Origin of the sequence: Dactylosporangium fulvum (assembly GCF_025137375.1) — a bacterium.
GTDB classification, from domain to species: domain Bacteria; phylum Actinomycetota; class Actinomycetes; order Mycobacteriales; family Micromonosporaceae; genus Dactylosporangium; species Dactylosporangium fulvum.
The window spans coordinates 9,194,681-9,208,734 of sequence record NZ_CP073720.1 but is presented as its reverse complement, the minus strand read 5'-3'; the positions used below and the strand labels follow the sequence as shown (position 1 = coordinate 9,208,734).

Sequence of the window (14,054 nt, the reverse complement as noted above, 5' to 3'; positions counted from 1 at the left end):
CTTCCTCCGGCAAGAGATCTACCCGCCCCGCCTTCCCAACCCCCTCAAGGAAGGCTGGAATGCCCAAGCTAGTCGATGGTGCCCGCATCACGTCGCCAGGCGGCGCGGTGTGGCGCACCTGCGCCGAATGTACGAACCTCGCTCCGCTGCCGCCGGCCGTGGACCGCTGCGACGCCTGCCGTCTCGGTCCCGGCCGGACCGCCCCGGACGGCGGTGAGGCGCGATGAGGACGCACCGCCGTACCGTTGCCGCGCTCGCCGCCATCGGCATCAACGCCGCCCGGGACCTGTACCGGACCGTCCCGTCCGACACCGTCCGCGTCGCCGCGCTGGTCGAGATCTCGGCCGCCGCTGCCGCGCTCGCCCGGACCGTGGTCAAGCTGCGTCACCTCGACCCGGACCTGATCGCCCCGCACGTCTCCGACCGCACCGACTTGCGCGCCGTCCTCGGCCGGGGCCGCTGGCTGCCCACGATGGTTCGCCACGTCCCGGCCCTGACCGCCGGCCCGGTCGAACTCGTGGCTCCGTCCGTTCGTCGCCGGGTCGCCCGACGTAAGGCCGGCGGTCAGCTCCCGCTGTTCGTGGACGGTGACCGCTGATGCCACTCGTCAACGTCATCCGGGGCGAGCGCATCGAACCGGCCCCGTTCAACGTCCGGACTCCCTACCTGCGCGTCCCGCTGTGGCTGGTCCTTGCCGCCTGGACGGCGAAATGGCTGTGGCGGCTGTTCGTGATCTACCTACGGTTCTGGTACGTGACCCTGCCGCTGACCGGCCTCCTGGCGCTCTACGTCCGGTTCGGCTGGTGGGGTCCTGGCCTCGCACTCGGTATCCCGGCGTGCGGCCTGACCACCTGGGCGCTGTGGCACTGGCCGTCGTTCCGACGGTGGGCGTGGTGGCCGACCCTCGCAAGGTGGAGGCGCTTCCGGTACCGCCGGATATGGCAGCCAGCCATGGTCACGGCCGGTCTCTCGGTCAGCTTCGACAGCCACACCATCCTGCCGGTGCTCAAGAAGGTCCGGGTCGTCGGCGGCACGGATGAGCTGACGGTACGGATGGTCACGGGCCAGATCCCGGACGACTTCGCGAGGGTCTCCGAGCGGTTGATGCACACCTTCGCCGCCCTCGGTTGCAAGGTCACGCCCGGCAACCGGCCCGACCTGGTCCGGCTCACCATGCGCCGCACCGATCCGCTCACCACCCCGGTCGGGCCGCTGCCGGTCGGCGCCCCCGATTACATGGCGCTGCCGGTCGGCCTGCGGGAGGACGGCGGCGTGTACGAGCTGCGGCTGCACGGCACGCAGGTGCTTGTGGTCGGCGCGACCGGCGCCGGGAAGGGTTCGGTGATCTGGTCGATCGTCCGCGCCCTGGCCGGCGGCGTCTTCGCCGGCCTCGTGCAGCTGTGGGCGTTCGACCCCAAGGGCGGCATGGAACTCGGCGCCGGGGAGCGGCTATTCGCCCGGTTCACCTGCACCGACTTCAAGGCCATGGCCGACCTGCTCGAACTCGCCCTCAGCGAAGCCCAGGGCCGCGCCGCCCGGCTGCGCGGCCACGCGCGCCAGCACACGCCGTCGGTGACGGAACCGCTGATCGTCATCATCATCGACGAACTGGCCGCGCTCACCGCGTACGTCACCGACCGCCAGACCAAGGACCGCATCAAGGCCGCCCTCGGCCTGCTCCTCACCCAGGGCCGCGCTGTCGGCGTCCACGTCATCGGCTGTCTCCAGGACCCCCGCAAGGAGGTGCTGCCGTTCCGGAACCTGTTCCCGACCCGCATCGGCCTGCGCATGGCCGAGGAGCCGGAGGTCGACCTGGTCCTCGGCGACGGCATGCGCGACCGGGGCGCCCTGTGCGACCGGATCCCGATGTCGCTGCCCGGCGTTGGGTACGTCGTCCTCGACGGCGACCCCACACCGGTCCGGGTCCGCTTCTCCTACAACACCGACTCCCACATCGCCGCCCTCGCCGACACCTACGCCTTCGACAGCGCCCGCGTCCTGGACGGTGAACTCGCATGACCATGCCCCAGCTCATCCGCATCCGTTGGGCGGTACGGGCAACGCTGCTGCTCGGCGTCGCCGCCTCCATCGCCGCGAACGTCCTGCATGCCAACGGCAACCCCATCTCCCAGACGATCGCGGCATGGCCCCCGCTCGCGCTGCTCCTGACCGTCGAGCTGGTCTCCCGCGTCCCGGTCCACCGGCGGGACCTCGCCGTGCTGCGCGTCGTCGCGACCGTGGGCATTTCGGGTATCGCGGCCTGGGTGTCGTACTGGCACATGGCCGGTGTCGCGGCCCGCTACGGCGAGACTGGCGCCAGCCCCTACCTGCTCCCGATCTCGGTGGACGGTCTGATCGTGGTGGCGTCGATCTGCCTGGTCGAACTGGGCGGGCGCATCCGGGAGGCCACAGAGCCAGCGGCGGCCGAGCCGGAGCCGCAGCACCAGGCCACCGTCACGCGGCTGTCGGTGCTCCCGGCGAACGGCCTCGTCCGGCCGGGGACCAACGGGGCCGCCCGGTGACCGACGCACCGACGCTGCCCGGCCTCGAACCACCGACCAAGCCGCGGCCGGGCAGCCGCCTCGCCCGACTCCTCACCCCCAGCACCGTCGACGCCCTCAAGACCATGGCCGAGGACCACGGTGTCTGCACCCGCCCGGTTCTCCTGCGCCGCACCGACCTCGCCACCGGACAGACCGAGGTCATCGACCTGCCGTGCGGCGCCACCCGCGAAGACAAGTGCAAGCCCTGCGCCAAACGCGCCCGCCGGCTCCGTCAGCAGCAGTGCCGGGAGGGCTGGCACCGAACCGACGAGCCGTTGCCCGCTCCGGATGACCCCACCGGCGAGCAGCTCGCGATGCTCCAGCTCCGTGCGCACTTCGTCTTCGAGCGCAACCGCGCTGAGCAGCTCGCCGAGTGGGACCAGGCCGCCGAGCTCGAAGCGGCCATCGGCGAACTCGACCAGGCAATCACCGAGTCCGGCATGCGCGGCCGGCTCACCCCGGTCGGCGACGGTGGCGATGAGCAGCCGGCCAAGCGCCGCGTCCGCTCCACCCGCCGGCGCCAGGACGCACCCGACCTGCCGCGGCTCAAGGTGGCCCCGACGACCGTCGGCCGGACGTACACCGGGCGCGACGGCACCGTGTTCCAGCCTTCGACGTTCCTGACCCTCACCCTGGACACGTACGGCCGCGTCCGGAACGACGGCACTCCGGTCGACCCGAGCAGCTACGACTACCGGCGCGCGGCCTGGGACGCGGTGCACTTCCCGGCCCTGCTGGACCGGTTCTGGCAGAACCTCCGTCGCGCCTGCGGCCGAAACGTTCAGTATTTCGGCTGCGTCGAGCCCCAGCGCCGCCTCGCGCCGCACGCGCACTTCGCGATGCGCGGCACCGTGACCCGGGACCTGCTCCGCAAGGTCACCGCGGCGACGTACCACCAGGTCTGGTGGCCACCGACCGACGTCATCCGGTACCCGGACCACAACGCGCCCGTCTGGGAACCCGATCACAAGCAGTACGTCGATCCGCAGACCGGCGAACCGCTGCCCACCTGGGATGACGCGCTGGACCAGGTCGACGCCGACCCGGACGCCGAACCAGTCCACGTCGCCCGCTTCGGCCCGCAGGTCCATGCGGAGGGCGTCCTCGGCGGCACCCGGCAGGCGGACAAGCTGATCGGCTACCTCACGAAGTACCTGACCAAGTCGGTCGACGCCTGCCACGAGATGACCACCGACCGGCAGACGGCGCACCTCGAGCGCTTCTGGGCCGAGCTGCGGTACACGCCCTGCTCCCCGCGCTGCGCCAACTGGCTGCGGTACGGCGTTCAGCCGAAGAACGCCCGCCCGAACCAGTCCGCCGGCCGCTGCAAGGCCAAGGTCCACCAGCGGACCACCCTCGGCATGGGCGGCCGGCGAGTGCTCGTCTCCCGTCAGTGGTCCGGCAAGACCCTCGCGGATCACCGCGCGGACACGCGCGCCTGGGTGCGCGCCATCCTCGGCATCTCGGACGCTCACGACCAGGTCCCGGTGGCCGACGGCAGGCCCGGACAGCCGGCGCCGTTCGCCTGGGAGATGGCACGCAACGACGACCCGGACGTACCGCCGCTGCAACACCGCCTCTTGCGGTCCATTTCGGCGCGGATCCAGCAACGTGCGCAGCTCAGAGCAGCGATCGAGGCGGCGCAGGGGCCGCCCGATGGTTCGGTAGTCGCCGCGCCTACTCAGGTGGACGGCTGTCGAGCCGCCTCACTACGAGAACGCCGATGACCAGCACGAGCAGGACCACGCAGATGCAAGCGCAGCAGAGCCAGACCTGCAATGGGCTCATCGCGTCCATGGCGGCAGGGTATCTCGATCATCACCGATGGAGGGGTGAGGCACAGGTTGGGTGAGGAGCTGCTGACGGGGGAGCAGGTCGCGGCCTTGCTCAAGACGACGCCGAGGTTCGTCCGGCGTCTCGTGCAGGCCCGGCGGATCGAGTACGTCAAGGTCGGCCGGCTGGTGCGCTTCCGCGAGGCCGCCGTCGCCGACTACATCGAACGCAATCGTGTGGTGCCGCTCAGCAGGGCCGAGCTGAGGCGGCAGATCGGAAGGGCGGCGTAGTGGCCAAGCAGAGAGTCCGGCGGCGTTTCGGCAACGTCCGGAAGCTGCCGTCGGAGCGATACCAGGCGCGGTACCTGGGGCCGGACGGGATCGAGCGCAAGGCGCCGAACACGTTCGAGACGGAGAAGGAGGCAGAGAACTGGTTGACCCTGGTCCAGGCAGAGATCTTGCGCGGAGATTGGGCGGCGCCGGAGCTGGGGGAGACCAACCTGGACGAGTACGCGGCCCGGTGGATCGCGGAGCGGAAGCTCGCCCCGCGCACCCGGGAGAACTACGAGGATCTCCACCGGCTCCACATCCGGCCCCACCTCGGCCGGCTGGAGCTGGCGGTGCTGAAGCCGGCGACCATCCGCACCTGGCGCAAGCGATTGCTCGACTCCGGTACGACGGAGCCGCAGGCCGTGAAGGCGTACCGCCTGCTCCGGGCGGTGCTGAACACGGCGGTGAAAGAGGACGGCCTGATCAAGGACAACGCGTGCCGGATCAAGGGGTACGACAAGTACCACACCCCGGAGCGGCCGACCGCGACCGTCGACCAGGTGCTCATGCTCGCTGGCGCGGTCCCGACGAGGTATCGGGCGCTGATCATCGTCGCGGCGCTTTCCGGGCTGCGCTGGGGCGAGCTGGCTGCCCTGCGCAGATGTGACGTGGACCTCGTGGAGGGCCGCCTCCGGGTACCTCGGAAGCTCGCGGCGCTCCGCAACCGGCTGGAGTTCGGCCCACCGAAGTCCGAGGCCGGCGTTCGGGTCGTCGCGCTTCCCTCGCTGGCGACCCGGGCGCTCCGTGATCACCTCACGGGTGACTTCGTGGGCGAAGGGTCGGAAGCGGTGGTGTTCACCGGCGGCAAGGGTGCTCTGCTTCGTTCCGGCAACTTCGGCCGGGCCGTCAAGTGGATCGAGACCGTCAGGGCGGTCGGGCTGCCAGGCGGCTTTCACTTCCACGACTTGCGCCACACTGGCAACACCCTCGCGGCGGCGTCCGGGGCGAGCACCCGGGAGCTGATGCATCGGATGGGGCAGTCCAGCATGCGGGCGGCGCTGATCTACCAGCACGCGACGAGCGAGCGAGATCGGGAAATCGCCGACAACATGGACAAACGGATCAAAAAGCAACAGAGGAAGAAGCGGTGACCGCGACACTGGCACGCTACTGGCACGACCGTGCCGACAAGATCAACCGAGGCTACTCCGCAAGCCTGTGACCTGCGGATAGGGTAAAGAGCGGGCGAGGAGAATCGAACTCCCACCGTCAGTTTGGAAGACTGAAGCTCTGCCATTGAGCTACGCCCGCGTGCTCCCGGGCCTGCCGGTCGCGCTCACAGCGTACCGAATCATCCGGACAAGCACAGAGCACGGGGGTCTGTCGTGTGCGACACCGGCATACCGAGCGGCAGGCTGTCGGACCTACCGCATACACTTGCCGACGCAAACCTCCGGGGTGTAGCGCAGTTTGGTAGCGCACTCGCTTTGGGAGCGAGGGGCCGTGGGTTCAAATCCCGCCACCCCGACCGGGACAATGCCAGGCGTCCGCCATCGTCACCCGGCCGTTGGAGCGGCTGGTCGCGACCTTACTGAGGGAGAAGTTCTGTGAAGAGCACCGTCGAGACCCTGAGCCCGACGCGCGTGCGGCTCGAAATCGAGGTGCCGTTCGCTGAGCTCGAGCCCAGCCTGAAGAAGGCCTACCGGGAGATCGGCTCGCAGGTGAACATCCCCGGCTTCCGCCGGGGTAAGGTGCCGACAGCCGTGATCGATCAGCGGGTCGGCCGCGGCGCGGTCCTCAACGAGGCCGTGCAGGAGATCATCCCGACCCAGATTCTGGCCGCGGTCCGCGAGCACGAGGTGCGGACGCTGGGCCGCCCCGAGGTCGAGATCACCGAGTTCGCCGACGGGCAGCCGCTGAAGTTCCGCGCCGAGGTCGACGTGCGTCCGGAGATCACGCTTCCCGACCTGAGCGCCATCGAGGTCACCGTCGACGCGCTCAGCGTGACTGACGAGGACGTCGAGGAGCAGCTCAAGGGCCTGCGCGACCGGTTCGCCACGCTGAAGACGGTCGAGCGGACCGCGCTGGTCGGCGACTACGTCCAGATCGACCTGGTCGCCAAGGTCGACGGCGAAGAGGTGCCGGGCGGCAGCGCGACCAACGTCTCGCACGAGGTGGGCAGCGGCCAGCTGGTCCCCGGCCTCGACGACGTGCTGGTCGGCATGGGGACGGGCGACTCGACCACGTTCACCACGCAGCTGGTCGGCGGCGAGTTCGAAGGCCGCGACGCCGAGGTGTCGGTGACCGTCAAGTCGGTCAAGGACAAGCAGCTGCCGGAGCTCGACGACGAGTTCGCCCAGCTCGCGAGCGAGTTCGACACGCTCGACGAGCTCAAGGAGGACCTGAGCACGCGCCTCACCCGCGTGAAGCGCATGGAGCAGCTCTACTCGGCCCGTGACCTGGCCCTCAAGGCCGTGATCGACGCGACCGACGTGCCGGCGCCCGAGGGTGTCGTCAAGGACGAGGTCGAGTCGCGCAAGGAGTCGATGAACGACCAGCTCCAGCGCATCGGGGCCTCCTTCGACGACTACCTGCAGACCGAGGGCAAGACGGCCGAGGAGATGGACGCCGAGCTCAACGAGGCGGCCGTCGAGGGTGTGAAGGTCCAGCTGGTGCTCGACACCCTGGCCGACGCCGAGGACGTCCAGGTCAGCGACGACGAGTTCGGTCACGAGATCGTCCACCGGGCGCAGCGCGCGGGCATGGGCCCGCAGCAGTACTACGACCAGCTGGTGCAGGCCGGCGTGGCCGGTGCGGTCTTCGGTGACGTGCGCCGGGGCAAGGCCCTCGGGCTGGTGCTCGAGCGGGTCAAGATCCTCGACGCCGAGGGCAACACGCTGAGCCTCGACGACCTGCGTGGCGCGGCCGACAGCCACGAGGGCCACGACCACGGCGACCACGAGGGCCACGACCACTGATCCAGGTGGGCCGGAGGGTGAGCGCCCTCCGGCCCGACCACGGTGCGCTCATAGCGAAATGCGGTGAGCATGGGAAGCTGGCGCTCCCCGCACCGGTTAGGGTCGGCAAGTACAAGACTCTTGCGAAGGGCTGCCATGACCGACCTGCATATTCCAGCGTCGCCAGTCAGTCCCGCGCCCAAGGGGCGCGGGAGGGGCGCGGACACGAGCCTGACGCTCGACGACTCGGTGTTCAACCGGCTGCTCAAGGAGCGCATCATCTTCCTGGGCAGCGAGGTCAACGACCAGGTCGCCAACCGGATCTGCGCACAGATGCTGCTGCTCGCCGCCGAGGACGAGGAGCGCGACATCTGGCTCTACATCAACTCGCCCGGTGGCTCCGTCTACTCGGGCATGGCGATCTACGACATCATGCAGTTCGTCAGCAACGACGTGGCGACTGTCGCGATGGGCATGGCCGCCTCCATGGGCCAGCTGCTGCTGTGCGCCGGCGCGCCCGGCAAGCGGATGGCGTTGCCACACGCGCGGATCATGATGCACCAGCCGTCCGGCGGCATCGGGGGCACGGCCTCCGACATCGCCATCCAGGCCGAGCAGATGCTCTACACCAAGCGGATGTTCCAGGAGCGCGTCGCGTTCCACACCGGGCAGTCGCTCGAGCAGATCGAGGCCGACTCCGATCGTGACCGCTGGTTCACCGCCGAAGAGGCGCGGGACTACGGCTTCATCGACAAGGTGATCACCGGGGCCCAGCAGGCTCCGGAAGGCGCCGGAACTCTGGCCTGAGGAGCGAAGCCATGACGGATCTGAGCCTGCCCCCGGCGCTGCGCGAGGTGCACAACCGGTACATCCTGCCGTCGTACGTCGAGCGCACGTCGTACGGCATCAAGGAGACCAACCCGTACAACAAGCTGTTCGAGGACCGGATCATCTTCCTCGGCGTGCAGATCGACGACGCGTCGGCCAACGACGTGATGGCGCAGCTGCTGACGCTGGAGAGCACCGAGCCGGACCGGGACATCACGCTCTACATCAACTCGCCGGGCGGCTCGTTCACGGCCATGACGGCGATCTACGACACCATGCTCTACGTCCGGCCCGACATCCTCACGGTGTGCCTCGGCCAGGCGGCGAGCGCGGCGGCGGTGCTGCTCGCGGCGGGCACGCCCGGCAAGCGTCTCGCGCTGCCCAACTCACGCATCATCATCCACCAGCCGGCCACCGAGGGCGGCTACGGGCAGGGCTCGGACATCGAGATCCAGGCTCGGGAGATCATGCGGATGCGGACCCAGCTCGAGGAGATGGTGTCGCGTCACACCGGCCAGCCGATCGAGAAGGTCCGCAAGGACATCGACCGCGACAAGATCCTGACGGCCGATGAGGCCAAGGAGTACGGCCTGGTCGACAACGTTCTGGTCAGCCGGAAGAAGTCCAGCCTGGTCGCCTCGGGCGCCTGAGGTACGACCCCCAGCACCACGCCTCATCGGCTCGCCTTACCTCGCGGTTCGGCGAGCCGATGAGGTTGTAGACGATGCCGTCAGACGTCCAGCCGAAAGACACCCCCACGTAGGGGGTCGGAATACGGGCGACCACCAGGTAACGTCGAGGCAGTAGCCAGCGTCGGCGGCGGCCCCGCCGGCTGACGTGAAGCTTGAAGAGCGCTGGCAAGAGCAAGAGATGTGATCCGGACGCATGGTCCGGCCGAAGGCAGGGAGATCGTAGGTGGCACGGATCGGCGACGGCGGCGACCTACTGAAATGCTCTTTCTGCGGCAAGTCGCAGAAGCAGGTGAAGAAGCTCATCGCCGGTCCCGGCGTCTACATCTGCGACGAGTGCATCGACCTCTGCAACGAAATCATCGAGGAAGAGCTCGCCGAGTCGGGCGACGTCAAGTTCGACGAGCTGCCCAAGCCGATGGAGATCTGCGCCTTCCTCGACCAGTACGTGGTCGGGCAGGACCAGGCCAAGAAGGCCCTCGCCGTGGCGGTGTACAACCACTACAAGCGGGTCCAGGCCGAGTCCGGCAGCAACTCCGGCAGCGACGGCGTCGAGATCGCCAAGTCCAACATCCTGCTCATCGGCCCCACGGGGTGCGGCAAGACGCACCTGGCGCAGACGCTCGCCCGGATGCTCAACGTGCCGTTCGCGATCGCCGACGCCACCGCGCTGACCGAGGCCGGCTATGTGGGCGAGGACGTCGAGAACATCCTGCTCAAGCTGATCCAGGCCGCGGACTACGACATCCGCCGGGCCGAGACCGGCATCGTCTACATCGACGAGGTCGACAAGATCGCCCGCAAGTCGGAGAACCCGAGCATCACCCGGGACGTCTCCGGCGAGGGCGTCCAGCAGGCGCTGCTGAAGATCATCGAGGGAACCGTGGCCAACGTTCCCCCGCAGGGCGGCCGCAAGCACCCGCACCAGGAGTTCATCCAGATCGACACGTCCAACGTGTTGTTCATCTGCGGCGGCGCGTTCGCCGGGCTCGACCGCATCGTCCAGCAGCGGGTCGGCAAGGGCGGCACCGGCTTCGGCGCCAACCTGCGCTCGATCGTCGACCGGACCGCGGACGACGCCTTCAGCGACGTGATGCCCGAGGACATGCTCAAGTTCGGCCTGATCCCCGAGTTCATCGGTCGGCTGCCGGTCATCACCAGCGTGAAGAGCCTCGACCGCGACGCGCTGGTCAAGATCCTCACCGAGCCGCGCAACGCGCTCGTCCGGCAGTACCAGCGACTGTTCGAGCTCGACGGCGTCGAGCTGGAGTTCGCGCCCGAGGCCCTCGAGTCGATCGCCGACCAGGCCATCCTCCGCGGCACCGGCGCCCGTGGGCTCCGCGCCATCATGGAGGAGGTCCTCCTCAGCGTGATGTACGAGGTGCCCAGCAACCCGAACATCGCTCGTGTGCTGATCACTCGCGAGGTTGTCCTCGAGAAGGTCATCCCGACGATCGTGCCGCGGGACCTCGCCGCGCACCGGGTCGGCCGCCGCCGCGCGGACCGCGAGGAGAAGTCGGCCTGACAGCGCCACCGGAGCGCTCGACGGCTTTGTCCCATGGCCCTCGTGCTCACCGCCGGCTGACCGTAGGCTGACAGGTATGCGCGTAGCGGTGTGTCAGCTCAACGCCCGTGACGACCGGGCGGAAAACCTGCGGGTCGCCCGGTCACTGCTCGAGCGTGCCGCCGCCGGCGGCGCGGACCTTGCGGTGTTGCCCGAATACGTCGACCACCTCGGGCGGGCGGACACCGCGCCGAAGCCGGAGCCCGTCGACGGGGAGTTCGCCACCTTCTTCGCCGACGCCGCGCGCGAACTCGGCATGTGGGTCCACGCCGGGTCCTTCCACGAGATCGGGCCGGACCCGGACCGCACCTTCAACACCACGCTCGTCTTCGATCGCACGGGTGCGCTCGCCGCGACGTACCGGAAGATCCACCTCTACGACGTGCAGATCCCCGGCCGCGTCTCGTATCACGAGTCCGCGAGCGTGGCGCCCGGGTCGTCGCTCGAGCTGGTGCGTGTCGAGGAGGCCCATGTCGGGCTGTCGATCTGTTACGACCTGCGTTTCCCGGAGTTGTACCGGCAGCTGGCGATCGACGGGGCCGACGTGCTCGTGGTGCCGGCGGCGTTCATGCTGCACACCGGTCGTGATCACTGGGAGGTGCTGCTGCGCGCCAGGGCCATCGAGAACCAGTGTTACGTCCTGGCGGCGGGACAGATCGGCAACCATGATCCGGATCGCACCTGCTTCGGGCGGAGCATGGTGGTCGACCCGTGGGGGACCGTGGTGGCGCAGGCGCCCGATGTTGTCGGTGTCACGTTCGCCGATCTCGACTTCGATCGGCTGGCCGAGATCCGGGCCACATTGCCGAGTCTGGCGAACCGCCGGCTCTGAGCCGTCGGTCAGGGGGTGCGGGCGGTCAGGATTCCGAAGACGGTGATGCCGACGATCGCCCCGCCCGTGATCAGCAGCACTGTTCCCATGCGAGACGGGCCGCGGCGGGCGAGCCGGATTGTTGCCACGACGAGCACCAGGGCGACGACCACACCGATGACGAGCTGCCACAACGGGAAGAGCATCTCCATCAACGCGTCTGCGCGCGGGTTGGGCGTCATTCCGTCATCCTTCCTGGTCGGCTCCGGTCCTGCACGACCGATTTGACGCGGGTGTCGCGATGCCCGTACGGTTCTCCAGGTCCGAGGGGCTGGACGGAAACGGCCGGTTCATCGGATTGGGACCACCAGGGCGGTGCGAGAGCGGTTTTGTGATCGCGAAGCCGACCGGGTAAGGTACCTCAGCCGGTGGGAACCGGGCTGCTCATTGAGTCGGCCGGCCCGCCGAAATCCCAAGCGAGACCCCCAGCCGGAAACGGTCACAGGGTCATGCCTGGGTGCAACGTCCCGAATGGCTAGGAAGCGGAAATCGCGGACTTGACAGGGCGGAACGGGCTGGTAAGGTAGTTAGGCCGGTGGGGAGCCGGGCGGGCAAGCGAGCGTGACGCTCCAGTGTCGGCCGGTCCTGCTGGATCTCCCGAAACAAGATCGCCGAAACCGGCGGCATTGTTATGCTCGGGAAACCGCTCGATATTGAAGAGTTCTAAACTTGGGACTTGACAACGGAGAGCAACCTGGTAAAGTAGAGAAGTTGCCCCGGGTGCGGTGAGCAAGGCTTGCGAACCGCGGCGGTGTGTGTTGGTTGTTTGAGAACTCAACAGGGTGCTTGTTAAGCCAGTGCCAATTGAAGTTATACCCCGTGGCACGGTCTGTCCTTTTGTGGATGGTCGTGTCTGGGATTCCTTTGGTGACAACATGTTTGTTGCCGGGTGATTGATTCACCGACAAGTTTTTGTTGGAGAGTTTGATCCTGGCTCAGGACGAACGCTGGCGGCGTGCTTAACACATGCAAGTCGAGCGGAAAGGCCCTTCGGGGTACTCGAGCGGCGAACGGGTGAGTAACACGTGAGTAACCTGCCCCAGGCTTTGGGATAACCCTCGGAAACGGGGGCTAATACCGAATATTCATGTCGTGTGGCATCACATGGTGTGGAAAGTTTTTCGGCTTGGGATGGGCTCGCGGCCTATCAGCTTGTTGGTGGGGTGATGGCCTACCAAGGCGACGACGGGTAGCCGGCCTGAGAGGGCGACCGGCCACACTGGGACTGAGACACGGCCCAGACTCCTACGGGAGGCAGCAGTGGGGAATATTGCACAATGGGCGGAAGCCTGATGCAGCGACGCCGCGTGAGGGATGAAGGCCTTCGGGTTGTAAACCTCTTTCGACAGGGACGAAGCGTGAGTGACGGTACCTGGAGAAGAAGCGCCGGCCAACTACGTGCCAGCAGCCGCGGTAAGACGTAGGGCGCGAGCGTTGTCCGGATTTATTGGGCGTAAAGAGCTCGTAGGCGGCTTGTTGCGTCAGCTGTGAAAACCCGCAGCTCAACTGTGGGCTTGCAGCTGATACGGGCAGGCTTGAGTTCGGTAGGGGAGACTGGAATTCCTGGTGTAGCGGTGAAATGCGCAGATATCAGGAGGAACACCGGTGGCGAAGGCGGGTCTCTGGGCCGATACTGACGCTGAGGAGCGAAAGCGTGGGGAGCGAACAGGATTAGATACCCTGGTAGTCCACGCTGTAAACGTTGGGCGCTAGGTGTGGGGGGCCTCTCCGGTTCTCTGTGCCGCAGCTAACGCATTAAGCGCCCCGCCTGGGGAGTACGGCCGCAAGGCTAAAACTCAAAGGAATTGACGGGGGCCCGCACAAGCGGCGGAGCATGCGGATTAATTCGATGCAACGCGAAGAACCTTACCTGGGTTTGACATGTTCGGTAATCCGGCAGAGATGTCGGGTCCTTCGGGGCCGTTCACAGGTGGTGCATGGCTGTCGTCAGCTCGTGTCGTGAGATGTTGGGTTAAGTCCCGCAACGAGCGCAACCCTTGTTCGATGTTGCCAGCGGTTCGGCCGGGGACTCATCGAAGACTGCCGGGGTCAACTCGGAGGAAGGTGGGGATGACGTCAAGTCATCATGCCCCTTATGTCCAGGGCTTCACGCATGCTACAATGGCCGGTACAAAGGGCTGCGATACCGTGAGGTGGAGCGAATCCCAAAAAGCCGGTCTCAGTTCGGATCGGGGTCTGCAACTCGACCCCGTGAAGTCGGAGTCGCTAGTAATCGCAGATCAGCAATGCTGCGGTGAATACGTTCCCGGGCCTTGTACACACCGCCCGTCACGTCACGAAAGTCGGCAACACCCGAAGCCGGTGGCCCAACCCTTGTGGAGGGAGCCGTCGAAGGTGGGGCTGGCGATTGGGACGAAGTCGTAACAAGGTAGCCGTACCGGAAGGTGCGGCTGGATCACCTCCTTTCTAAGGAGCACCTTCACGCGAAAGCGTGTAAGGAGCCCGCACCAGCCGAGTGTGTTGGTGGGGTGCTCGATGGCGGAGACACTGGCGAGTTTTCGCGGACAACGGTTTCCGGTTCCTAGTACTGCCCTAGTGG

Annotated in this window: 12 protein-coding genes, 2 tRNA genes and 1 rRNA gene; 13 read left to right on the top strand and 2 right to left on the bottom strand. The window is 67.5% G+C overall.

Annotated elements, in window-relative coordinates:
- Positions 1 to 223: 223 nt before the first annotated feature.
- The 6 genes from Dfulv_RS42325 to Dfulv_RS42300 all read left to right on the top strand — a co-directional run bounded on the left by Dfulv_RS42325 (position 224) and on the right by Dfulv_RS42300 (position 5,736).
- Positions 224 to 598 carry a hypothetical protein gene (locus Dfulv_RS42325; RefSeq protein WP_259859449.1) on the top strand — a complete coding sequence of 125 codons (375 nt, stop codon included), beginning with the start codon at positions 224 to 226 and terminating at the stop codon, positions 596 to 598.
- On the top strand, positions 598 to 2,019 hold the full coding sequence (locus Dfulv_RS42320) for an FtsK/SpoIIIE domain-containing protein (RefSeq protein WP_259859448.1): 1,422 nt from the start codon (positions 598 to 600) through the stop codon (positions 2,017 to 2,019). The genes Dfulv_RS42325 and Dfulv_RS42320 overlap by 1 nt, the downstream gene beginning before the upstream one ends.
- Positions 2,016 to 2,522, top strand: a complete 507-nt coding sequence (locus Dfulv_RS42315; protein WP_259859447.1) for a DUF2637 domain-containing protein — start codon at positions 2,016 to 2,018, stop codon at positions 2,520 to 2,522. The genes Dfulv_RS42320 and Dfulv_RS42315 overlap by 4 nt, the downstream gene beginning before the upstream one ends.
- Entirely contained in the window at positions 2,519 to 4,270 is a 1,752-nt protein-coding gene (locus Dfulv_RS42310) for a replication initiator (protein WP_319805725.1), read from the top strand. The genes Dfulv_RS42315 and Dfulv_RS42310 overlap by 4 nt, the downstream gene beginning before the upstream one ends.
- A gap of 105 nt (positions 4,271 to 4,375) precedes the next feature.
- Positions 4,376 to 4,606, top strand: a complete 231-nt coding sequence (locus Dfulv_RS42305) for a helix-turn-helix domain-containing protein (RefSeq protein ID WP_259859446.1) — start codon at positions 4,376 to 4,378, stop codon at positions 4,604 to 4,606.
- A complete protein-coding gene (locus Dfulv_RS42300) occupies positions 4,606 to 5,736 on the top strand; it encodes a tyrosine-type recombinase/integrase (protein ID WP_259859445.1) in 1,131 nt (376 codons plus the stop codon). Before Dfulv_RS42305 ends, Dfulv_RS42300 begins: the two co-directional genes overlap by 1 nt.
- 89 nt (positions 5,737 to 5,825) lie before the next feature.
- Here the strand turns inward: Dfulv_RS42300 and Dfulv_RS42295 are convergent.
- Positions 5,826 to 5,896 (bottom strand) — tRNA-Gly (locus Dfulv_RS42295).
- A 143-nt stretch (positions 5,897 to 6,039) separates the two neighbouring features.
- On the opposite strand from Dfulv_RS42295, the gene Dfulv_RS42290 reads away from it, so the two are divergent.
- From Dfulv_RS42290 to Dfulv_RS42265, 6 genes are all read left to right on the top strand, one after another.
- Positions 6,040 to 6,113: transfer RNA gene (locus Dfulv_RS42290), tRNA-Pro, on the top strand.
- Positions 6,114 to 6,192: 79 nt separating this feature from the next.
- Positions 6,193 to 7,563, top strand: coding sequence for a trigger factor (gene tig / locus Dfulv_RS42285; protein WP_259859444.1), 1,371 nt, complete (start codon positions 6,193 to 6,195; stop codon positions 7,561 to 7,563).
- A gap of 135 nt (positions 7,564 to 7,698) precedes the next feature.
- On the top strand, positions 7,699 to 8,349 hold the full coding sequence (locus Dfulv_RS42280) for an ATP-dependent Clp protease proteolytic subunit (protein ID WP_259859443.1): 651 nt from the start codon (positions 7,699 to 7,701) through the stop codon (positions 8,347 to 8,349).
- An 11-nt stretch (positions 8,350 to 8,360) separates the two neighbouring features.
- Positions 8,361 to 9,020 carry an ATP-dependent Clp protease proteolytic subunit gene (locus Dfulv_RS42275; RefSeq protein WP_259859442.1) on the top strand — a complete coding sequence of 220 codons (660 nt, stop codon included), beginning with the start codon at positions 8,361 to 8,363 and terminating at the stop codon, positions 9,018 to 9,020.
- A gap of 265 nt (positions 9,021 to 9,285) precedes the next feature.
- Complete coding sequence (clpX, locus tag Dfulv_RS42270; RefSeq protein WP_259859441.1) at positions 9,286 to 10,584, top strand: ATP-dependent Clp protease ATP-binding subunit ClpX; 1,299 nt, start codon at positions 9,286 to 9,288, stop codon at positions 10,582 to 10,584.
- 76 nt (positions 10,585 to 10,660) lie between these two features.
- Positions 10,661 to 11,455 (top strand): carbon-nitrogen hydrolase family protein, encoded by a 795-nt coding sequence (locus Dfulv_RS42265; RefSeq protein ID WP_259859440.1) that lies wholly within the window; start codon positions 10,661 to 10,663, stop codon positions 11,453 to 11,455.
- An 8-nt stretch (positions 11,456 to 11,463) separates the two neighbouring features.
- Here Dfulv_RS42265 and Dfulv_RS42260 read toward each other — a convergent pair whose 3' ends face one another.
- Positions 11,464 to 11,676: a hypothetical protein gene (locus tag Dfulv_RS42260; protein WP_259859439.1), complete on the bottom strand. Its 213-nt coding sequence runs from the start codon at positions 11,674 to 11,676 to the stop codon at positions 11,464 to 11,466.
- A 730-nt stretch (positions 11,677 to 12,406) separates the two neighbouring features.
- Here Dfulv_RS42260 and Dfulv_RS42255 point away from each other — a divergent pair.
- Positions 12,407 to 13,921 (top strand): 16S ribosomal RNA (locus Dfulv_RS42255).
- Positions 13,922 to 14,054 lie beyond the last annotated feature (133 nt).